The organism is Pseudomonas sp. P108, from assembly GCF_032613195.1.
Classification (GTDB): domain Bacteria; phylum Pseudomonadota; class Gammaproteobacteria; order Pseudomonadales; family Pseudomonadaceae; genus Aquipseudomonas.
The window spans coordinates 3,862,926-3,882,860 of sequence record NZ_CP126691.1 but is presented as its reverse complement, the minus strand read 5'-3'; the positions used below and the strand labels follow the sequence as shown (position 1 = coordinate 3,882,860).

The 19,935-nt window shown below is 59.5% G+C and carries 17 protein-coding genes and 1 tRNA gene; 9 read left to right on the top strand and 9 right to left on the bottom strand.

Annotation, left to right across the window (positions count from 1 at the left end; genetic code table 11):
• Positions 1-3: 3 nt before the first annotated feature.
• Complete coding sequence (locus tag QOM10_RS17055) at positions 4-942, bottom strand: AraC family transcriptional regulator (protein ID WP_127928453.1); 939 nt, start codon at positions 940-942, stop codon at positions 4-6.
• 11 nt (positions 943-953) lie between these two features.
• Positions 954-1,787, bottom strand: coding sequence for an oxidoreductase (locus QOM10_RS17050; RefSeq protein ID WP_127928451.1), 834 nt, complete (start codon positions 1,785-1,787; stop codon positions 954-956).
• Positions 1,788-2,091: 304 nt separating this feature from the next.
• Between QOM10_RS17050 and QOM10_RS17045 the strand changes: the two genes are divergently transcribed.
• Both QOM10_RS17045 and QOM10_RS17040 read left to right on the top strand, forming a co-directional pair.
• Positions 2,092-2,166: transfer RNA gene (locus QOM10_RS17045), tRNA-Lys, on the top strand.
• 25 nt (positions 2,167-2,191) lie between these two features.
• A complete protein-coding gene (locus QOM10_RS17040) occupies positions 2,192-4,477 on the top strand; it encodes a hypothetical protein (protein WP_316916588.1) in 2,286 nt (761 codons plus the stop codon).
• A 72-nt stretch (positions 4,478-4,549) separates the two neighbouring features.
• On the opposite strand, the gene QOM10_RS17035 is transcribed toward QOM10_RS17040, so the two are convergent.
• The 5 genes from QOM10_RS17035 to QOM10_RS17015 all read right to left on the bottom strand — a co-directional run bounded on the left by QOM10_RS17035 (position 4,550) and on the right by QOM10_RS17015 (position 11,047).
• The gene (locus QOM10_RS17035; RefSeq protein WP_316916587.1) at positions 4,550-5,815 is read right to left on the bottom strand and encodes an FAD-dependent oxidoreductase; all 1,266 of its coding nucleotides are present in this window, start codon (positions 5,813-5,815) and stop codon (positions 4,550-4,552) included.
• Complete coding sequence (locus QOM10_RS17030; RefSeq protein ID WP_316916586.1) at positions 5,805-7,397, bottom strand: aldehyde dehydrogenase (NADP(+)); 1,593 nt, start codon at positions 7,395-7,397, stop codon at positions 5,805-5,807. The genes QOM10_RS17035 and QOM10_RS17030 overlap by 11 nt, the downstream gene beginning before the upstream one ends.
• A gap of 72 nt (positions 7,398-7,469) precedes the next feature.
• Positions 7,470-8,417 carry a dihydrodipicolinate synthase family protein gene (locus QOM10_RS17025; protein WP_316916585.1) on the bottom strand — a complete coding sequence of 316 codons (948 nt, stop codon included), beginning with the start codon at positions 8,415-8,417 and terminating at the stop codon, positions 7,470-7,472.
• Positions 8,418-8,472: 55 nt separating this feature from the next.
• Positions 8,473-9,399 (bottom strand): 4-hydroxyproline epimerase, encoded by a 927-nt coding sequence (locus tag QOM10_RS17020; protein ID WP_316916584.1) that lies wholly within the window; start codon positions 9,397-9,399, stop codon positions 8,473-8,475.
• A gap of 22 nt (positions 9,400-9,421) precedes the next feature.
• Entirely contained in the window at positions 9,422-11,047 is a 1,626-nt protein-coding gene (locus QOM10_RS17015) for an APC family permease (RefSeq protein WP_316916583.1), read from the bottom strand.
• Positions 11,048-11,278: 231 nt separating this feature from the next.
• Here QOM10_RS17015 and QOM10_RS17010 point away from each other — a divergent pair, with 231 nt between their 5' ends.
• Positions 11,279-12,049, top strand: a complete 771-nt coding sequence (locus tag QOM10_RS17010) for an AraC family transcriptional regulator (protein ID WP_123593317.1) — start codon at positions 11,279-11,281, stop codon at positions 12,047-12,049.
• A gap of 112 nt (positions 12,050-12,161) precedes the next feature.
• Here QOM10_RS17010 and QOM10_RS17005 read toward each other — a convergent pair whose 3' ends face one another.
• Entirely contained in the window at positions 12,162-12,758 is a 597-nt protein-coding gene (locus QOM10_RS17005) for a LysE family translocator (protein ID WP_127928437.1), read from the bottom strand.
• A 54-nt stretch (positions 12,759-12,812) separates the two neighbouring features.
• The gene (locus QOM10_RS17000) at positions 12,813-13,649 is read right to left on the bottom strand and encodes an AraC family transcriptional regulator (protein ID WP_034155481.1); all 837 of its coding nucleotides are present in this window, start codon (positions 13,647-13,649) and stop codon (positions 12,813-12,815) included.
• A 138-nt stretch (positions 13,650-13,787) separates the two neighbouring features.
• Between QOM10_RS17000 and QOM10_RS16995 the strand changes: the two genes are divergently transcribed.
• From QOM10_RS16995 to benC, 6 genes are all read left to right on the top strand, one after another.
• On the top strand, positions 13,788-14,063 hold the full coding sequence (locus QOM10_RS16995; RefSeq protein WP_150750956.1) for a hypothetical protein: 276 nt from the start codon (positions 13,788-13,790) through the stop codon (positions 14,061-14,063).
• Positions 14,064-14,130: 67 nt separating this feature from the next.
• Positions 14,131-15,054 carry a helix-turn-helix domain-containing GNAT family N-acetyltransferase gene (locus tag QOM10_RS16990; RefSeq protein ID WP_127928431.1) on the top strand — a complete coding sequence of 308 codons (924 nt, stop codon included), beginning with the start codon at positions 14,131-14,133 and terminating at the stop codon, positions 15,052-15,054.
• A gap of 884 nt (positions 15,055-15,938) precedes the next feature.
• Positions 15,939-16,895, top strand: coding sequence for an AraC family transcriptional regulator (locus QOM10_RS16985; RefSeq protein WP_316916582.1), 957 nt, complete (start codon positions 15,939-15,941; stop codon positions 16,893-16,895).
• Between the two features lie 154 nt (positions 16,896-17,049).
• Positions 17,050-18,405, top strand: a complete 1,356-nt coding sequence (gene benA / locus QOM10_RS16980) for a benzoate 1,2-dioxygenase large subunit (protein WP_316916581.1) — start codon at positions 17,050-17,052, stop codon at positions 18,403-18,405.
• Complete coding sequence (benB, locus tag QOM10_RS16975; protein ID WP_127928425.1) at positions 18,405-18,893, top strand: benzoate 1,2-dioxygenase small subunit; 489 nt, start codon at positions 18,405-18,407, stop codon at positions 18,891-18,893. The genes benA and benB overlap by 1 nt, the downstream gene beginning before the upstream one ends.
• A gap of 20 nt (positions 18,894-18,913) precedes the next feature.
• Positions 18,914-19,927: a benzoate 1,2-dioxygenase electron transfer component BenC gene (gene benC / locus QOM10_RS16970; RefSeq protein WP_316916580.1), complete on the top strand. Its 1,014-nt coding sequence runs from the start codon at positions 18,914-18,916 to the stop codon at positions 19,925-19,927.
• Positions 19,928-19,935: the final 8 nt, after the last annotated feature.

Sequence of the window (19,935 nt, the reverse complement as noted above, 5' to 3'; positions counted from 1 at the left end):
GGTCTAGTGCGACGACACGAATTCGGAAGGCGTTGTCGGCGGCGGCAATGAGTACGTCGCCTTCATCCATTCAATCTCCGCCTGCGGCGTGCGGCCGAAAAATCGTTTGAACTCGCGACTGAATTGCGAGGCGCTTTCATAACCGACGTCGAACGCTGCCGCCGATGCGCTCATGGCTTGGCGCAGCATCAGCAGCCGCGCCTGATGCAGGCGTGTCGACTTCAGGTATTGCATCGGCGAGGTATCGGTCACGCTGCGAAAGTGCAGGTGAAAACTCGGTACGCTCATGCTCGCTTCGTGGGCCAATTGCTCAACGTCGAGGCGCTGCCGATAACAGCTGTGAATCTTGCGGATCGCCCGGCTCACCTTGCCGAAATGCCCGCGACGGTGCAGCGCGGCACGCATTGATCCACCTTGCTCGCCCGTGAGAATGCGGTAATAGATCTCGCGTACCAGCGCCGGCCCGAGAATTTGCGCTTCACCGGCGACGCTCATCGCCTCGAGAAAACGCAGGGTCGTAGTGCGCAGCGCTTCGTCCATCGGCGAGGCGTACATGCCTTTTGGCTCAGCATCGCTGACGCCATGCACCTCATCGACTTGCAACATCAACTCGCTGGCCAACTGAAAATCCAGTTGCATGTAAATCGCGAGCATCGGCTCGGCTGCCGTGGCGTCGGTCTCCATGGTGAAGGGGATGGGCACGGACACCACCAGATAATGCTGCGCGTCATAGACGTAGGTGTCCTCACCCAGATAACCGCGCTTGCGACCCTGGCAGAGGATGACAATGCCGGGGTCGTACAACACCGGGGTGCGGGTCAGTGGGCGATTCGAGCGCAGGAAGCGCACGTCATCGAGCGCGCTGAGATTGTAGCCCTCGACCGGTGCGAGGACTTCCATCAGTTGCACCATGCGTGCGGTGCTGGTATCGGCCGGCGTCATTGTTTTCTCTCTCAGTGATCGGTGGAGCAGCTCAGCGCTTGCCATTGATCAATCTCGTCGAGCGCCCGTTGCAGGCGGTCACGCACCAGTCCCAACGCATCACTGCCGAGTAACAAATGGGCGGGAGGCTCGGGGCAATCGATGATCTGCAGCATCGCTTGCGCAGCCTTTTGCGGGTCGCCGAGCTGTTTGCCGCTTTTTGCTTCCCGGGCTTGGCGGATCGGGTCGAAACTGGCGTCGTAGTCGGCAATGCTGCGCGCGGTGCGTTGCATCGAACGGCCGGCCCAGTCGGTGCGAAACGAGCCAGGCGCCACCGCCGTGACGAAGACATTGAAGGGCCGCAGCTCTTTGCTCAGGGTATCGGAGATCCCTTCAAGCGCAAATTTGCTGCCGCAGTAATAGGCAATGCCGGGCATCGTGATGGTGCCGCCCATGGAGGTGATGTTGAGGATGTGGCCGGCGCGACGCTGGCGGAAGTAGGGCAGGAAGGCTTTGGTCATGGCGACAGCGCCGAACACATTGACGTCGAACTGACGGCGCATGTCCTCCAGCGGCGATTCTTCAAAAATGCCTTCGTGACCGTAACCGGCATTGTTGACCAGCACATCGACCGGACCGTGAGTGGCTTCCACTTGTGCAACGACGCTGTCGATCCGCTCAAAATCAGTAACGTCCAGCAGCACGCCGTACGCGTTGTCCGGGGACAGCGCCTGGAAGTTTTTCAGGTCGCTTTCATTGCGCACAGTACCGATCACGCGGTGGCCGTTGGCAATGGCTTCCTTGGCCAGTGCATGGCCGAAACCGCTGCTGACGCCGGTGATGAACAGGGTTTTGCTTGGTTTCATGACGGTCTCCAATGACTCGGGTGTGACGTCATGGTAGTCACCACCCAAGCGGTAACCTATGCCGGTTTATCTTCGAGCATTGCCTATTCCTATCAGGTTGAGTTTCTACGACGGCCACCACGTTAGTGAAAACAGACAGCATCGGCCCGACTCGAAGGAAGCGCCTCAATACAAGGCCAGGAGTGACGAGGCCGGTCGCCAAAAACTGTAACGAGTGCTTGTTTCAGCCTGCTGGCGCGAATTGTCTTGCAACAGGCTTCGGGCTTCACATTCTTTTGTGGCTGTTCGACAATGCGGGCTCTGTTCCGGGGTAGTTCAGCGGTGGAACACTCGGCTCTTAACCGGGTGGGCGCTGGTTCGAATCCAGCCCCCGGACCCATTACATTGCAGGGTCACAAGGAAGTATGTCCAGGGACGACGTTGAGTTCGGCGAGCACGATGGCGTGAATGCCGGTTATGCGGTGTTCCAGCTCTCACGAGCGTTGATCGCTACACAGCGCGACGCTGACCCTCAGGCACGCAAGCGAGTCGAGCGCTGGCAGCGGGTGGTCGAACACCTGATGCAGGGCAGCGCACAATACGGTTCACGCGTGCCGTTCGCCGATTTGCCGCCGTGGATCACGCTGGACGTGGCGACGGGTGGATTTGCCACCGGGCAACTTCTGGCCGGTGGCGCTTTGACTGCCTATGAGCGCCAGTTAGCCGTGTCGATCCCCGGCATTCGTGCCGGGCATGAACGGTTCGATCTCAACGTCTGGCACCTCTCTGATGTGGGCGTCGCAACGCTGCAAGAGCGTTTGGCGAAAGGCACCTATCAAATTGATGTTCCGGAGGAAGCCGCGCTGCTGACAGTGTCATGGCTTTTGCGGCATCAGCGTACTGACGAGGCGCGAACGCTGATCGAGCAGATCGCGCCTTTCTTCGATCACCTGCGTTTCTTCCCGACTGCCGTTGACGAGCCGCCGATTTCCACGGCTGAGGTGCATGTTTTTGATAGCGCCAGTGTCAGGCAGCGGCTGAACCGGCAATTGGCTCAACCGCGTCTGGCCGTCCAAAAGCATGTGGTTGAAAATCGTCTGCCTCTCTACGACGCTGCGGTCTCACTGTTCCTTTTGACCTGTCAGGATGGTTGGCCTTGCAGGCACTACCCTGAAGGCTGGTTCGAACGCGCAACGGCACTTGGCGCGCAGATTGCTCGGACCTGTAGCGCTGAACACCGCAGCAACGGTTCTTTCAAGACCCGGGCGGCGGAACTGTTTGCGTTGCTCGGTCAGTGTTTGTGCGATCAAGCATCATTGACCGGCCGCCAGGTCGGTCGCATCCGGCGCATTGTTGATGACTTTGTGGCCAAACACGGGCATCCCGAGTCCGCCGCACATTCCCTTAAACGAGCAGAGCAGCACCAAGATGTGGCGGCCCCCGGGCATCATTTGATCGCCCGGGCTGTCTCGGCACGTTTGGCTAGTTACCCGGGTTCGGACGGCGTCAGTGACTTTTCGCCGCTGCTTGAACCGATCACCGATGAGGAGGCGAAGCGTCACCGGCTGAACCTTGGTGTGATGATTCCGCCTGCGGTTCGCCGCCGCCTCGAGCGTTGCCGCAAGGGGACCATTGCCGAGTTGATTGATCATGGCTTGATCTCATCCGCCGATACCGTGGCGCAGGTTCTGCCAGCAATGACGGCGCAAATCTGTAGCAGCGTATACCGGGTCGGGATGCTGCAGTCGTTGGCGGGGGCGACGTATCGTGCTTTCCGTCGTCGGCGCTCGTTGCTGCTGCTTAAGCTGCAAAGTCAGGTCAAAATTGCCGAGCTGCCGTGGGTCGCGGCTTTAGAGGGTGAGCGTGAGGCGAGTGCTATTTCCGCCACGGGTGCCAGGCAGGCGTTGGTCGAGGCCTCTGCAATGACCCTCTCGGCGTATCCGCAGGCCATTCTTCCGAACAAGCTACTGCAGGAGTTTGTTTCACTGGCTGAAACGGCGAAGCTGGATCTTCCTTTCGTCGATGAGGTGGCGGCTGACATTTTTATGGGCGCGTTCTCCAACAAGTTCACGAGAGCGGCCAGGCAATCGGCCAGATGTGTAGCCGGAACGCTTTACGCTCGTTATTACGACATTGATACGGATGGCCTGGCAGGCCTTCCCGATCAGCGCCGATCTCGGCGCAGAAGCAACAGCCGTGATGCGTTAGCGACGCTGTGTGCACAGCGGGCAAACTCCACCTTTGGCACATGGTCGCCAGCGGTTAACGGTACGATCATCGAACAGCAGCAGATTCTGACGACGCAAAACCTCGCGCTCCTGTTCGGCGAATTGAACCTGAAAACACTGCTGCATCATCGTTTGAGCGCGCTGGCGCGGGCGTGCTTCGAGTGGATTTGCAAGCGGCAACAAATGCACATCACGCATTACCATGCACGTCTGGTGATGTTGAAGAACACGGCGTATGCCTGGCGTCAGATGATGTTTTACTTGTCGATGCTGGATGGCGAGCTGTTGCGTGCTGCGCTCGATAGCGTTGAGTCGCATTTTGCAGCGCAATCCAGCGAATTCCGCGAAAGGTTTCTGCCTGCCATGATTGGGTTGCGTGTTGCCGCTGCCGGGCATCGGCTGACCTCGAGCCGCCAAAAAGATGAGGGCGCGAGGGTTTTTCTGGGATGGACCACTGAGCGACACTGGTTAATGCCTTTGTAGCGTCTGTAGATCTGCCAGTGCACCGCCACAAGCCAGCGCCGGAAAGCAGGCTTGTGGGTCAGAGACTTCCTTTCAGAAACGATCGAGCCTGTAATGTTCGTTGAGTGGCAGCTTGCAGGCATCTTTTGCAGTCGCAGGCAAAGCCATCCGCACCACCATCTCCGCCGTCACCGCCGCCTGTGTCAGCCCCAGATGCTGATGCCCAAACGCAAGCAACACCTTGCCCTCACAAACCTGATCAATCACCGGCAATGAATCGGGCAACGATGGTCGAAAACCCATCCACGGCGTCGCTGCGTCAGCGCTCAGATCCTCGCGAAACAAGCCCTGACTCAACCGATGCAACTGCCACGCGCGTTCCATGCTCGGTGGCTTTTCCAGTCCGGCGAACTCGACGGTGCCGGCCAGACGCAAGCCTTCGGACATCGGCGTCATGATGAACTTGCGTTCCAGCGAGGTGACGGGGAAGGGCAGTCGATCGTGTTCCTGAGGCAGCATCAGGTGGTATCCGCGCTCGGTGTCCAGCGGTACTTTTTTGCCGGTGAGGGCGGCGGTGAGTTTCGCCGAATGTGCGCCACAGGCAATCAACACGCGGCTTGCGGTCAGAGCGCCATTTCCGGTGATCAGCGCAACACCTTGCTCTTGTACATGGCCGCCCTGAACCTGTTGCTGCACAAAGCTCACACCACTGGCTTTGGCCGCTTCGACCAATTCACACACCACGCGATACGGGTCGATGAAGTGCCCGGTGCGCGGGAAGAACAAGCCGCCCTGAATCTGTTCGCTGAGTTGCGGCGCGGTTTCGCGGATGGCGCCGGCCTGCCAGTAATCGACCGGCACCTGCTGCTGATGCAGTCGAGCCTGTAATGCCTCGATGGTCTGACGCGATTCGGGGCGCTCGAATACCAGTAACGAGCCATCGATCTTCAGCAGGTCCGGCCGCTGGATGTCGGCGAGCAAGCGCTGCCAAGCCTGCAGACTGCTTTCATTGAGCGCGCGCAAACCTGCCACGGTGTTCTGAAAAGGCGCCGGGCGCAGGTTCAGCAGCAGGCGGGTGAACCATGGCAAGGCGCGCGGCAGGTATTTCCAGTCCAGTCGCAGTGGTCCCATTGGGTCCATCAACATGGCCGGCAGGCGCTTGAGGATGGACGCATCGGCGATCGGAAACACTTGCTCGGTCGCCAGATGCCCGGCATTGCCGAACGAGGCGCCGTGGCCGGGTTGCTGCGAATCGATGACCACCACGCGCAATCCTTGGCGTGCCAGACGCAGTGCGCAGGCGACGCCGATGATGCCGGCGCCGACCACGGCGATGTCGTGGGAGACGTTATTCGCCATAGTGCTGCGCTTCCCTTTGTCCATCGAGCAGACGACGCAATTGCAGCGGATTGCCTTGTTTCAGTGCGGTCGGCAACAAGCTGTCGGGGAAATCCTGATAGCACACCGGGCGCAGGAAACGCAGGATCGCCGCTGTACCGACGGATGTCGTGCGCGAGTCGGAGGTGGCCGGGAACGGCCCGCCGTGAACCATTGCGTCACACACCTCCACCCCGGTTGGCCAGCCGTTGATCAGCAACCGACCGGCCTTGCGTTCCAGTGTCGGCAGCAATGCACGCGCCTGTTCCAGGTCTTGGTCATCAAGGTGCAACGTGGCGGTCAACTGGCCTTCCAGGTGTTCGCTGACCTGACGGATTTCAGCCTCACTGCTGCATTGCACGATCAGCGCAGCCGCGCCGAATGCTTCCGCTTGCAGCCTGTGATCGGCGAGAAAGTCGGCCGCTTCTGTGACGAATATGTGCGCCTGACACTGGTTCGGGCCGTTGCCGCTCTGACCAACACCCGCGATGTTCGCACTGGCATTCTCGGCCAACGCATTCACCGCCGATTCGTAAGCGCTGAAAATGCCTGGTGTCAGCATCGTCTGCGCCGGACTGCGTTGAATGATCTCGGCGGTGGCGGCGATAAACTTGTCCAGCGCCGGTCCTTTCAAGGCAATCACCAAACCCGGATTGGTGCAGAACTGACCCGCGCCCAGTGTCAGCGAAGCCACAAACCCTTCAGCCAACGCCTGCGTGCGATTCTCCAGCGCCGCCGGAAACAGCAGCACCGGATTGATCGAACTCATTTCCGCGTACACCGGAATCGGTTCGGGCCTGGCTTGCGCCGCTTGAATCAAGGCCAGACCGCCGTTGCGCGAACCGGTGAAGCCCACCGCTTTGATCCGTGGATCAGTGACCAGCGCAATGCCCACTTCACGGCCGGAACCGTACAGCAACGAGAACACGCCTTCCGGCAAACCACAGGCTTTCACTGCCCGCGCCACTGCGCGACCTACCAGTTCGCTGGTTCCGGGATGGGCACTGTGCGCCTTGACGATCACCGGGCAACCGGCGGCCAAGGCCGAAGCGGTGTCACCGCCCGCCACCGAAAACGCCAACGGGAAATTGCTCGCGCCGAAGACCGCGACCGGCCCCAGCGCAATCTGCCGCTGACGCAAATCCGCACGCGGCATCGGTTGACGTTGCGGCTGCGCGCTATCGACGCGTAAATCCAGCCACTCACCGGCGCGCACGGTGCGGGCGAACATTCTTAATTGTTGGCAAGTACGCCCGCGTTCACCTAGCAGACGCGCGCGCGGCAGGCCGGTTTCGGCGTGTGCACGCTCGATCAGTTCATCGCCGAGCCCTTCGATTTCTCCAGCAATGCTTTCCAGAAATTCGGCGCGGAGATTCAGTGCTGTCTCGCGATAAACATCGAACGCTGCCCAGGCCAGCGCGCAGGTCTGTTCGACATGCTCCGTCGATCCTCCGGCATACGCCGGTTCCAGCGCTTCATTCGTGGCCGGATTGATCCCGCGAACAGCCTCGCGATTGCCCGCAATGGATTGCTGCCCGATCAGCATGTGGCCCGTCAGAGTCATGGTGTCTTCCTGAGAAAAAGGGAAATACCTGCCGCGTAGCACAACGCATCGCGGCAGGTGAGGGGGAGTCGATCAGGCGAAATTCTGTTCCGCCGACCAGTTCTCGTACCAATGACGGAACAGCGCATACTGCTTCTCGGCATAACGCCGCTGCGAATCGCTCAACGCATCGGTTTCGTTGAAGTGCAGGGTGTATTCCTTGTCGCCGTTGAGCACCATCAAATGCTTGTAATACAGCACCAGATCGCAGCCTTCATCGAAGGACGACAACACCGCCAGTGCCGCTTCCAGCTCCCGCGCCTGACAACGGGCCTTGGCGTCACCCTTGGCCGCTTGCTTGCTCAGCGCGACCAGTTGCAGCACTTCGCGGGGCAGGGCGTTGCCGATACCGGTGATGGCGCCGGTGGCGTTGCAGTTGACGAAACCGTGGACCACTTGCGTGTCGACGCCGACCATCAAGGTCACGTCATCGTCTTTGGAGGTGATGTTTTCCGCGGCATAACGCAGGTCGGCACCACCGCCGAACTCCTTGAAACCGATCAGGTTCGGGTGCTCGCGGCGCAGTTCGAAGAACAGGTCAGCGCGGGTGGCGAAGCCGTAGTAAGGGCTGTTGTAGATCACTGCTGGAAGGTTCGGTGCGGCTTGCAGAATCGCTGCGAAGTGGGCTTTTTGCGCGGCCGGCGAAGCACCACGGGACAGCACACGCGGAATCACCATCAGACCCTGCGCGCCGACTTTCGCCGCGTGCGCTGCATGGGAAACCGCTTCTCGTGAGTTCACTGCGCCGGTGCCGACGATGGTCGGAATCCCGGCAGCGACCAGACGCGCCACGCCTTCCTGCCGTTCAGCCTCGGTGAGCAACGGCCAGTCGCCCATCGAACCGCAATAAACCACGGCGCTCATGCCGATATCGATCAGCTCGCGACCCTTGGCCACCAGGGCATCGAAGTCCGGTTTGCGCTGGGCGGTGCACGGGGTCATCAGGGCCGGCATGCAACCGGTGAAGATGTTGTCGCTCATTGTTTTAACTCCTTGGCACATCGTTCAAATTGAGGTGAAAAGTCAGCGCGGTGGCTCAGATGCCCCACGCGAACGGGTCTGCTTCGTCGATCAGTAATTTGCTGTCGGCGGTCATGTAAGCGCGGCCGGTGATGAACGGGCGGACTCGTTCGCCGTCCCATTCGAAGCGGCCTTCGAACTGGCTGCCGGTGATGCTCGCCTGCACCCAGGTTGCGCCGGGTTGAAGCTTGTCGTCGGCGGCTAGACAGGCGAGTTTGGCGCTGGTGCCGGTGCCGCACGGCGAGCGGTCGTAGGCTTTGCCGGGGCACATGACGAAGTTGCGGCTGTCGGCAACGGAGTCGTCTGCGAACAGTTCGATGTGATCGATGACGGCACCGTCCTCGCCGAAAATGCCTGAGTCTTCGAGGGCCTTGAGCATCGCCCAGGTGTAGGCGGTGAGGTGTTCGACGTTGTTCATCGTCAGCGTCTGACCGTGCTCGGAAACGAGGAAGAACCAGTTGCCGCCATAGGCGATATCACCGAAGACACGACCGAATCCCGGCACATCAACTGGCACCTGCTTGCGATGGCGGTAGGCGGGGACGTTGCACAGGGTGACGGTTCCGTCGTCATGCAACGTCGCGCTGACCGGGCCGACCGGGGTGTCGATTTTGTGCACCCCCGGTTCGATCTGCCCCAGGTAATACAACGAATTGATCAGGCCTATCGTGCCGTGGCCGCACATGCCCAGATAACCGGCATTGTTGAAGAAGATCACCCCGCAAGTGGCGTCCGCCGATACTGGTTCGCAATACAACGCGCCGACCAGCACATCGTTGCCGCGTGGTTCCAGCAGGCAGGCGCGGCGCCATTGATCATGCTCAGTGCGCAGCGCATCGCGTTTTTCCACCATGGTGTTGCCGGGCAGATCGGGGAAGCCGTTCATCACCAGGCGCGTCGGTTCACCGCCGGTGTGGGAATCAATGACGTGTAGTTCTTTCATGATTAGATCCCGTTGGATGATTTCAGTAGGCGCCGGCAGGGCGTGCAGAAACGGTCGAGGCAGGGGCGGTGACTTCGCTTTCCTCGTCGTCCTCTTCAAGGCGCAGCAGATGCGCCGGCACACCGGTCGCGGCGCCCCAGTAATAAATGCCGGTGGCGCAAGCAGCGACGACAATGGTGTCGAACGGGTGGGCGAGGATGCCGAGGCCGCCAAACGTGCCGAGTTTCGACAGCACGATGGTTACCGCGTAGAAGGCGATCAACCACGCCGAGGAGCGCACCTGACGCGCCAGATTCAGGTGCGCGGTCGGCACAAAACGGCCGCACAGCAGATACACCACGAACATCAGGATTTGCAGGCCGAGCAGCCACGACACGGTGTTCCAGCCCGACCAGTAGACAATCAGCGCGGCGATGATGAACGACACCGGCCCGAGCACGCCCATGCACTTGACCCGGAATGGGCGCGGCATGTCTGGCGCATTACGGCGCAGCGCGGCCACGGTCACCGGCGCCACGGCGTAACTCAACACCAGCGCAGCGGAAACCACGTTGATCAGCGCTTCCCACGACGGGAACGGCAGGGTCCAGAACACCGACAGGGCAAAGGTCAGGCACAGCGCCGGACGCGGAATCCCGGACTTTTCATCGATGTGGGTGAATACTTTGAAGAAGGTCCCGGTCTGCGCCCAGCCGTAAATCACGCGAGGGGTGGCGTTCATGTAGATGTTGCCGCAGCCGCTCGGCGAGATCACCGCGTCGGCGACCACCAGCCAGGCCAGCCAGCCCACACCCAGTGCCAGCGCGATGTCACGGTACGGCAGGGCGAACTCCTTGCTGATACCGGCCCAGCCATTGGCGAGCATTTCCGTCGGGATGCTGCCGAGAAAGGCCATTTGCAGCAGCACGTAAATCAGCGTCGACAGCAGCACCGAGAGGATCAGCGCGATGGGAATGGTGCGCTGCGGATTCTTCACTTCGCTGGCCACCGAGATGATCGGCGTCAGACCCAGATAAGCGAAAATGATCCCGCCCGCCGACACCGCCATTTCCACACCCGACAGGCCGAACGGGGCGAAACCCTGTACCTCGAAATTGGCCGGTTTGAAGAAGGTGAACAGCACGCCGATCACCAGCAGCGGCACGATGAACTTGAACACGCTGACCAGATTGTTGGCCTTGGCGAAGGTCTTCACGCTGCGGTAGTTGAGCAGGAAAAACACGCAGAGCAGGCCGAACTGCACCATCCAGCCGAGGATCGTCGGATCGCCAGAGCCAGCCTTGGTCAGCTCGGGAAACCACGCTGCCGCGTATTGGCGCGAAGCAACCACTTCGATCGCCACCAAACTGGAAAACGCAATCAGGGTGATGAAACCCATCAAGTAGCCGAGCAACGGCCCGTGGGAGTACACCGGGTAACGCACCACGCCGCCGGCACGCGGTAACGCCGCGCCCAGTTCGCAGTAAACGATGCCCAGCAACAACACGGCGAAGCCGCCCAGCAGCCAGGAAAAAATCCCCGCCGGTCCGGCAATGGCGGACACATGACTGGCCGCGAACAACCAGCCGGAACCGAAGATCGCCCCGAGCCCGATAAATGTGAGGTCGATCAGTGAAAGCTGTTTTTTGAACTTGCCTTGGCCTGACATGGCATCGCCTTCTTGTGAGTTATTGGATAGGCAGTTGTGTCACTGGGACGGCCAGACTTTGAACTTATCAACGGTGGGGCGATTGATGTTTTGCGGCGGCTTCGATGACGAAATCAGCACAGTCGCGCTGGCGAAACGTGGCCCTCGACAGGTCTTGAGCGATGCTGCAATCTGCACGCGAAGTCCGCATGGCGGGCGCTTCGTCCATCCACGTTACGAGAGGAATCTTTGATGCAACAGGCGTTTTCGATCCTGTCTCAAGGCATTGATGGGCATCGTCCGCAAACACTTGAGGAGCTCTTGGCTGGCGCCGCGCTGTTGTTGCCGATGCTCGATGTGATCCCTAATGCGGCGATTTTCATCAAGGATGTGCAAGCCCGTTACGTGCTCGCGAATCGCACGCTGGTGCAGCGCTGTGGCTTGAAGGATTTACGCCCGTTGCTCGGCAAAACCAGTGCGCAGGTGTTTCCAGCGCAACTCGGGCCGGGCTACACCGAGCAGGATCGCAAGGTACTGGAGGAGGGCTTTGTGCTGGAGGATCAGCTCGAACTGCATCTGTACGGCAGTCGCGAACCGGGCTGGTGCCTGACACACAAGCAGCCGCTGTACAACCGTGACGGCGTGATCATTGGCCTGGCGGGCATTTCCGTGGACCTGCAATCGGCCAGTGAAACGCATCCGGCATTCGAGCGGCTGGCGGCTGTCGATGAGCACATCCGCGCGAATTTCAATCGCCGTGTCACCCTCGGTGAACTGACGCGAATCGCCGGTATTTCCGTGGCGCAACTGGAGCGTTACTGCAAACGCGTGTTCCACCTGACGCCACGGCAGATGATCCAGAAAGTGCGCCTCGAACACGCGCACCGCTTGCTACACACCGACCTGCCGATTACTGATGTAGCGCTGCAATGCGGCTATACCGATCACAGCGCCTTCACTCGGCAGTTCAAGGCGTCGACCGGGTTTACGCCGCGTGAGTACCGGCAGGCCACCTCACCCTGATGAAATGGTATTGAAGCGCTATGTAGGAGCTGCCGAAGGCTGCGATCTTTTGATCTTGATCTTAAAAAACAAAACCAAAAGATCGCAGCCTTCGGCAGCTCCTACGAGGGCGTTAAGCCAGGACAGTCAGCCATGCCGAGAGCAGCAACAACAACGCCAGTGCCGTGTTCATCCGCTTGAACGCCTTTGGCGATCCCATCAATCGCGCACTGCCCACACCCAGCAACGCCCAGAACGTCATGCACGGCAGCGACACCAACAGAAACGCCAGCGACAACACCAGCAGCCGCAGGGTTTTGTCACCACCGCCGACAAACACGCTGACCACCGCTACAGCCATCATCCATACCTTGGGATTGACCAGTTGCAGCATGGCGGCGCCCAGCACGTTGAAACTTTCTTCCTGTGTATCCGTAGGGTCCAGCGATGGCGGCGTGCTGCGATAGATCTGCCACGCCAACCAGCTCAACCAAAGCACGCCGCCCCAGGCCATGGCTTGCTGCACGCGCGGGTAGCGCAGCAAGGTTTCGCCGGCACCGAGGCCGACCACCAATACAATCAGTGCCGCCGCCGCGCAGGCGCCAAAAATGATTGGCAGCGTGGCGAGCAAGCCTTGGCGCGAACTGTGGCTCAACACCAGAATATTGGTCGGCCCCGGCGTGATCGAGGCAACGAAAGCAAACAGCAGGAAGGGCAATAATGACGCCACGGGCGGATTCCTTGGAAGTAAACACAGGAAGCCATGATCGCCAGTCGTTGTGGATCAGTCTGGAAGGTTTGAGCAGCGCTTGCGGTAGTCGGCGGGAGTGAGTTGGTAGGCCCGGCGGAACCAGCGCCCAAGGTGACTCTGATCAGCAAAACCGAGCACGCTGGCGACCTGCGCCGGCGTTTCACCCCGGGCCAGTAACTGTCGCGCCTTGGCCAGGCGCAACTGGATCAGGTACGCGTGGGGCGCCAGGCCAAAAGCCGACTTGAAGGCGCGGCTGAGACGAAAACGGTCGACCCCGCATACCCGCGCGAGATCATCGAGACCGATATCTTCATAGGTGTGCGCGTGCAGATAATCCCGCGCCAGTTGCGCCACCAATGGCAGGCGCGGATCGAAAACCTGGCGCTTGCGCCAGTCGAGATGGCGCGTGAGCGAGCTCAGCAACCCGTCGACGGCGGTCTGACGGACGATGCGCAGATCGCCGTCATGCAACGCATGGAAAGCGTGACTGATCGCTGTGGCCAGACGCGGGTCCTGACTCAGCGTGTCGGCAAAACCGGGCTGGCTGTCGGACGGTGCGTCTTCGAACAGCGCATGCAGTTCACGCTCCAGCCAGTGCGGATCGAGGTAGAGCATCGAATAGGTAAAACCTTCCTCGGTCGGCGCTTGCCCATCGTGGATTTCCCCCGGCTCCAGCAGGAACACGTTTCCCGGCGTACTGCGATGGCGCACGCGGCGGCAATTGAACTGCTGCACACCTTGCTCGGTGACGCCGACGAGGAAACTGTCATGCCAGTGCGGATCGTAGGCATGGCCCTCAAAGTGAGCGCGAATCGATTCAATCCCGGTGTCGACATCCTGGGACAGTTCGATCCAGTTGCGTTTATCCACGAAGGCTCCAGTGTTCGCCATTGAAAGGTGCGGCCACATAAAATACCGCGCAATGGTCATCGACGTTTAGAAGATTTGTGCAGGTGAGGGGGCTAGACTCAGCAGGTTACGACCCGTTTTGGCGGCAGGTGAAATACGATGCTCAACCGATACACGCTCTGGGGCATGCTTACCCTGATCGGCCTTAGCCTGACGCTTAATGCAGGTTGCTCCAGCCGAAAACACTATCCACCGTCGGGTGTTGGCGACGCCTGCTACGCGAAAGCCTTGCCGTCGGTCGGCGAGGGCGGTCTGGCCTGGGGCTCCAGTCTGAACATGGCCCGGCAGAAATCGATGAACAACTGCATCCGTTACGCCGGGCGCTCCGGGGGCACGCCGGACACCTGTCAGGTGGTGTTGGCCAAGTGCCGATAGCTTTCTGTTGACATGGTTGCTTTAGGCAAATATATAGTTGCTTTAAGCAATTAACTGAGTATCTGCCATGTCCAGCAGCCATCTCCTCGAGCAAGCCGACGTTGTGCGCGGCTTCAACCGCTTCTACACCCATCAGATCGGCGTATTGCAGGAGCATCTGCTGCAAAGCGACTACTCGCTGACCGAGCTACGCATCTTGTATGAATTGGCCTCGCGCGGTGACCTGACCAGTGCCGACCTGCGCCAGATGCTCGGCCTCGACGCCGGCTACATGAGCCGCATCATCAGCGGCTTCGAGAAGCGCGGCTTGATCCAGAAAGTCCCGTCGCCCACGGACGCTCGCGCTGCGCAATTGCACTTAACCGATTTTGGCCGTGAAATCCTGATTCCGCTGGAAAAGGCCTCCCGCGAACAGATCGTCGCCATGCTCGAGCGATTGCCTGAACCGCAGCAGAAGCAACTGATCGGCGCCATGACGTTGATCCAGACACTGCTGCAAGGCAATAAAGACTCAACCTACGTATTACGCGATCCGCAGCCCGGCGACATGGGCACGGTGATGCAGCAACAAGCGGCCCTGTATTCCCGTGAGTACGGTTGGAATTCGGAGTTCGAGGCGCTGGTGGCCGAGGTGGTCGCCAAGTACCTGCGTGATTACGACCCGACGAGCGAGCGCTGCTGGATTGCGGAAAAGGACGGCAAGGTCATCGGCTCGGTGTTCATCGTCCGCCAGGATGAAACAACCGCCAAACTGCGCATGCTCTACGTCGACGCCAGCGCGCGGGGCTTGGGCATTGGCAGCCGTCTGGTCGAGGAGTGCCTGCGCTTTGCCCGGCAGATCGGGTACCAGAAAATGACCTTGTGGACGACCAGTAACCTGACCGCTGCGCGCAAGATTTATCAGAAGGCCGGTTTTGAATTGGTGGAGGAGGAGACGGTTCACAGCTTTGGCAAGGATCTGGTGAGTCAGACTTGGGCGCGGACGTTGTGATCTGTTTTTCGTCGTCGAGTGCAGTGAAAAGGCAGACGAAAAAAAACCACCTTAGCGGGGTGGTTTTTTAAACCTCGGTTTGCGGCTGAGGTTTGTTGCTTCACTAGCTGCTTTGACATGTGCTCATGGTATGAGTCTTTGCGTCCCCTCGCAACATTAATATTCTGTTTCAGGTGGATGCATACGTTATCCAATGTTGAAAAGAGCAATGCTGGCAGAAATAACGTTTTACAAAGCCGATGAATTACCTGGTCATGTATCGTTCTATTGAGGGTTATGATGCCGACGCTCACATGTCTAAGCAGCGACGAGGTTTGGCTGGCAACTCAACGATTTCATTCCCTCTGACACGGTTTTGCACCCGTGCCGGAATGATACTTCGGAGGGCTTTCAAACGGCCGCCTCATTGGCTGCTTTGACATGCATGCTTAAGGCAAGCATGATCCGGTAAGCTTGCTGGAGGTTTGGCCCCCAGCCCTGGAGGCCAAAACGTATGAAGCTTTTGCTGCGTACGCTGAGCCTTGTATGGAGATTGTTTAAAGCCTTTCGCTTTTACGAGTTCCTGCGAGACCACTTTGACGACCTGAAGTAAAGGCCGTTGAGGTGGGAAAAGCCCGTTTTCAGTTTCGACTGAAAACGGGCTTTTTTTGTTTTATAAAACTGTCATAAGTAGGATTTTTCTGTATCGGGTTTTTTTGGCGTGTAGGGCATTTCTTCGGCAAGTGTAGGCGTTGTACAAACCACTCCGTAATCCGCAAGAAGTGTTCGATTATCGAGCGCCCAAACCTTCGTCCAATTGCCCACCGTGAGACTCCGGCGTACTGTGAGTCGTGATGCCTGAAACCCCGTGATCCCAAAATAACGACAACAACGAGCAATGCCCCATGGACAGCCATCTGCTGAGCGATCGCAGCAGCGTGTTCCGTCACGCTGACCCTTATGCCGTCTCCGACTACGTCAATCAGCACGTCGGCCAGCACTTCATTGGCCTGTCCAGAACCACCCACCCGCAAGCCAGCCTCAACCATCGCAAACTCGCCGATCTCGATCTGGCCCGCATCAGCTATGGCGGCAGCGTGCGCGTGACCTCCGTGGCGCTGGAGACCGTTTACCACCTGCAAGTGCTCTTGCAAGGCAATTGCCTGTGGCGCGGGCACAAGCACGAACAGCATCTGGTGCCTGGCGAGTTGCTGTTGATCAACCCCGATGATCCGGTCGATCTGACGTACTCGGAAGACTGCGAGAAATTCATCCTCAAGGTGCCGGTCAGCGTGCTCGAATCGGTGTGCGACGAGCAGCGCTGGCAGCACCCCTCCAGCGGTATCCGTTTCCTGCGCAATCACTATCGGCTCGATGAGCTGGAAGGTTTCACCAACCTGCTCGCGATGATCTGTCAGGAAGCCGAGGCCAGCGATCCGTTGCTGCGGGTGCAGGAGCATTACGCGCAGATCATCGGTAGCAAACTGATCTCGCTGATGAACACCAACGTCAGCCGTGAGTGTCTGAGTGCACCGAGCGTAAGCTTCGAACGCATTCTCGATTACATCGAGCGCAATCTGAAACTGGATTTGCCCGCCGAACATCTAGCGGCGCAGGCGAGCATGAGCCCACGTTCGCTGTACAGCTTGTTCGAGCGCCAGCTCGGCATCACGCCGATGCAATACATCCGCCAGCGCAAGCTTGCGCGCATCCACGCCTGCCTCAGCGATCCGAGCTGCCCGGTACGCAACCTCACCGAACTGGCCCTGGACTACGGCTTTCTGCACCTCGGCCGTTTCTCCGAAAGCTATCGCCAACAGTACGGCGAACTGCCGTCGCAGACCTTCAAACGCCGCCACTAAAACACTGCGCTAAACCCCCCCTCTGAAACACGCCGAATCACCTGCCGCGCCGTCCTGCGCAAAACGGATAGCGATCTGCAGGATTCGGCTATTGCCCCGTGCATCGCCTCCCTAATCTGACCTGGCCTGAACAATAACAATGGAGGCCCCGGCCATGTCCCTGGGAATCGACTACCTCAATGCCATGCTTGAAGAAGACCAAGAGAAGGGCGCCTACCGCTGCAAGCGGGAGATGTTCACCGATCCGCGTCTGTTCGAACTGGAAATGGCGCACATCTTCGAAGGCAACTGGATTTACCTCGCCCACGAAAGCCAGCTGCCCAACAACAACGATTTTCTCACCACCATCATGGGGCGCCAGCCGATTTTTATCGCGCGCAACAAGGACGGTGTGCTCAACGCTTTTCTCAACGCCTGCAGCCATCGCGGCGCCATGCTGTGCCGGCACAAGTCCGGCAACCGTTCCAGCTACACCTGCCCGTTTCACGGCTGGACGTTCAACAACAGCGGCAAACTGCTCAAGGTCAAAGACCCGAGCGAAGCCGGTTACCCGCAAGGTTTCAACTGCGAAGGCTCCCATGACCTGACCAAAGTCGCGCGTTTCGAGTCCTATCGCGGCTTTCTGTTCGGCAGCCTGAATGCCGGTGTGAAATCCCTCACCGAACATCTGGGCGAGTCGGCAAAAATCATCGACATGATCGTCGACCAGTCGCCAGAAGGCCTGGAAGTACTGCGCGGTTCCAGTTCCTATATCTACGAAGGCAACTGGAAACTCACCGCCGAAAACGGTGCCGACGGTTACCACGTCAGTTCGGTGCACTGGAACTACGCCGCCACCCAGAACCAGCGTCAACAGCGCGAAGCAGGTGAGGCGATCAAGACCATGAGCGCTGGCAGTTGGGCGAAAAAGGGCGGCGGTTTCTATTCCTTCGATCACGGCCACCTGCTGCTCTGGACCCGCTGGGCCAACCCTGAAGATCGTCCCGCCTATGAGCGTCGCGACGAACTGGCCCGTGATTTCGGTCAGGCCCGTGCCGACTGGATGATCGAGAACTCACGCAACCTGTGCCTGTACCCCAACGTGTACTTGATGGATCAGTTCAGCTCACAGATCCGTATCGCCCGGCCGATCTCGGTCAACAAGACCGAAATCACCATTTACTGCATCGCCCCCAAAGGTGAGAGCGCCGAGGCGCGCGCCAAACGCATTCGGCAGTACGAAGACTTCTTCAACGTCAGCGGCATGGCCACGCCGGATGATCTGGAAGAGTTTCGTTCGTGCCAGACCGGCTACGGCGCTGGCCGTGGCTGGAACGACATGTCCCGTGGCGCCACCCACTGGGTTGAAGGCGCGGACGCAGCGGCCGAAGAAATCGACCTGAAACCGCTGCTCTCCGGCATGCGCACCGAAGACGAAGGCCTGTTCGTGCTGCAACACAAGTACTGGCAGGAAACCATGCTCAAAGCCGCTGCCAGCGAACCACAACTGATCCCTGTGGAGGCCGTGTGATGAGCAACCTCTACGACAGCGTGCGCGATTTTCTCTACTGCGAAGCACGCTATCTCGATGACGGCCAATGGGATCAATGGCTGGAACTGTACGCCGCTGATGCGACCTTCTGGATGCCGGCCTGGGACGACAATGACACCCTCACTGAAGACCCGCAAAGCGAAATCTCACTGATCTGGTACGGCAACCGTGGCGGCCTCGAAGACCGCATTTTCCGGATCAAGACCGAGCGCTCCAGCGCGACCATTCCCGACACCCGCACCTCGCACAACCTGAGCAACATCGAAATCGTCGAGCAGAGCGCGGACCAGTGCCTGGTGCGCTTCAACTGGCACACCCTGAGCTTTCGCTATCAGGTCACCGACAGCTACTTCGGCAGCAGTTTCTACACCCTCGATCTGCGTGGCGAACAGCCGCTGATCAAGGCCAAGAAGGTCGTGCTGAAAAACGATTACGTCCGTCAGGTCATCGACATTTATCACATCTAGTCGACACGACGAGGTGCACCATGAATTTCCAGATTGCGCTTAATTTTGAAGACGGCGTCACCCGATTCATCGAGGCTGGCGGCCATGAAACCGTGGCCGACGCGGCGTATCGCCAAGGCATCAACATCCCGCTGGACTGCCGCGACGGCGCCTGCGGCACCTGCAAATGTTTCGCCGAGGCCGGGCGGTACGACATGGGCGACAACTTCATTGAAGACGCCTTGAGCGACGACGAGCTTGCGCAAGGTTATGTGCTGACCTGCCAGATGCGCGCTGCAAGCGATTGCGTCGTGCGAGTGCCGGCCGGCTCACAGGTGTGCAAGACCGAACAGGCGAATTTCCAGGCCTCGATCAGCGCTGTCCGGCAGTTGTCCGAGAGCACCATCGCGCTATCGATCAAGGGCGAAGCGCTGAGCAAACTGGCGTTTCTGCCGGGGCAATACGTCAACCTGCAAGTGCCCGGCAGCGAGCAGACCCGCGCTTACTCCTTCAGCTCATTGCAGAAGGACGGAGAAGTCAGTTTCCTGATCCGCAACGTGCCCGGTGGCCTGATGAGCAGCTTCCTCACCGGTCTGGCCAAGGCCGGCGACAGCATGAACCTGGCCGGGCCGTTGGGCAGCTTCTACCTGCGCGAGATCAAGCGGCCGCTGCTGTTGTTGGCGGGCGGCACCGGCCTGGCACCGTTCACCGCGATGCTGGAAAAGATCGCCGAGCAGGGCAGCGCGCACCCGGTGCATTTGATCTACGGCGTGACCAACGATTTCGATCTGGTGGAACTCGATCGTCTCGAGTCCTTTGCCGCACGGATCGCCAATTTCAGTTTCGGTGCCTGCGTGGCCAACCCGCAGAGTGCGCATCCTCTGAAGGGCTACGTCACCCAGCACATCGAGCCGCGCCACCTCAATGAAGGCGATGTCGACGTCTACCTCTGCGACCCGCCGCCGATGGTCGAAGCGGTCAGCCAATACATCCGCGAGCAGGGCATCACTCCCGCGAATTTCTACTACGAGAAATTCGCCGCTGCGGCTGCCTGAAACCCTTC

What these genes read in the sequence shown, in the direction of transcription:
- QOM10_RS17050 (WP_127928451.1), bottom strand. Translation starts at nt 1,787, where the DNA reads ATGAAACCAAGCAAAACCCTGTTCATCACCGGCGTCAGCAGCGGTTTC.
- benB (WP_127928425.1), top strand. Translation starts at nt 18,405, where the DNA reads ATGAGCAACCTCTACGACAGCGTGCGCGATTTTCTCTACTGCGAAGCA.
- QOM10_RS17030 (WP_316916586.1), bottom strand. Translation starts at nt 7,397, where the DNA reads ATGACTCTGACGGGCCACATGCTGATCGGGCAGCAATCCATTGCGGGC.
- QOM10_RS16995 (WP_150750956.1), top strand. Translation starts at nt 13,788, where the DNA reads ATGCTCAACCGATACACGCTCTGGGGCATGCTTACCCTGATCGGCCTT.
- QOM10_RS16990 (WP_127928431.1), top strand. Translation starts at nt 14,131, where the DNA reads ATGTCCAGCAGCCATCTCCTCGAGCAAGCCGACGTTGTGCGCGGCTTC.
- QOM10_RS17040 (WP_316916588.1), top strand. Translation starts at nt 2,192, where the DNA reads ATGTCCAGGGACGACGTTGAGTTCGGCGAGCACGATGGCGTGAATGCC.
- QOM10_RS17010 (WP_123593317.1), top strand. Translation starts at nt 11,279, where the DNA reads ATGCAACAGGCGTTTTCGATCCTGTCTCAAGGCATTGATGGGCATCGT.
- QOM10_RS17025 (WP_316916585.1), bottom strand. Translation starts at nt 8,417, where the DNA reads ATGAGCGACAACATCTTCACCGGTTGCATGCCGGCCCTGATGACCCCG.
- benA (WP_316916581.1), top strand. Translation starts at nt 17,050, where the DNA reads ATGTCCCTGGGAATCGACTACCTCAATGCCATGCTTGAAGAAGACCAA.
- QOM10_RS17015 (WP_316916583.1), bottom strand. Translation starts at nt 11,047, where the DNA reads ATGTCAGGCCAAGGCAAGTTCAAAAAACAGCTTTCACTGATCGACCTC.
- QOM10_RS17035 (WP_316916587.1), bottom strand. Translation starts at nt 5,815, where the DNA reads ATGGCGAATAACGTCTCCCACGACATCGCCGTGGTCGGCGCCGGCATC.
- benC (WP_316916580.1), top strand. Translation starts at nt 18,914, where the DNA reads ATGAATTTCCAGATTGCGCTTAATTTTGAAGACGGCGTCACCCGATTC.
- QOM10_RS16985 (WP_316916582.1), top strand. Translation starts at nt 15,939, where the DNA reads ATGGACAGCCATCTGCTGAGCGATCGCAGCAGCGTGTTCCGTCACGCT.
- QOM10_RS17055 (WP_127928453.1), bottom strand. Translation starts at nt 942, where the DNA reads ATGACGCCGGCCGATACCAGCACCGCACGCATGGTGCAACTGATGGAA.
- QOM10_RS17020 (WP_316916584.1), bottom strand. Translation starts at nt 9,399, where the DNA reads ATGAAAGAACTACACGTCATTGATTCCCACACCGGCGGTGAACCGACG.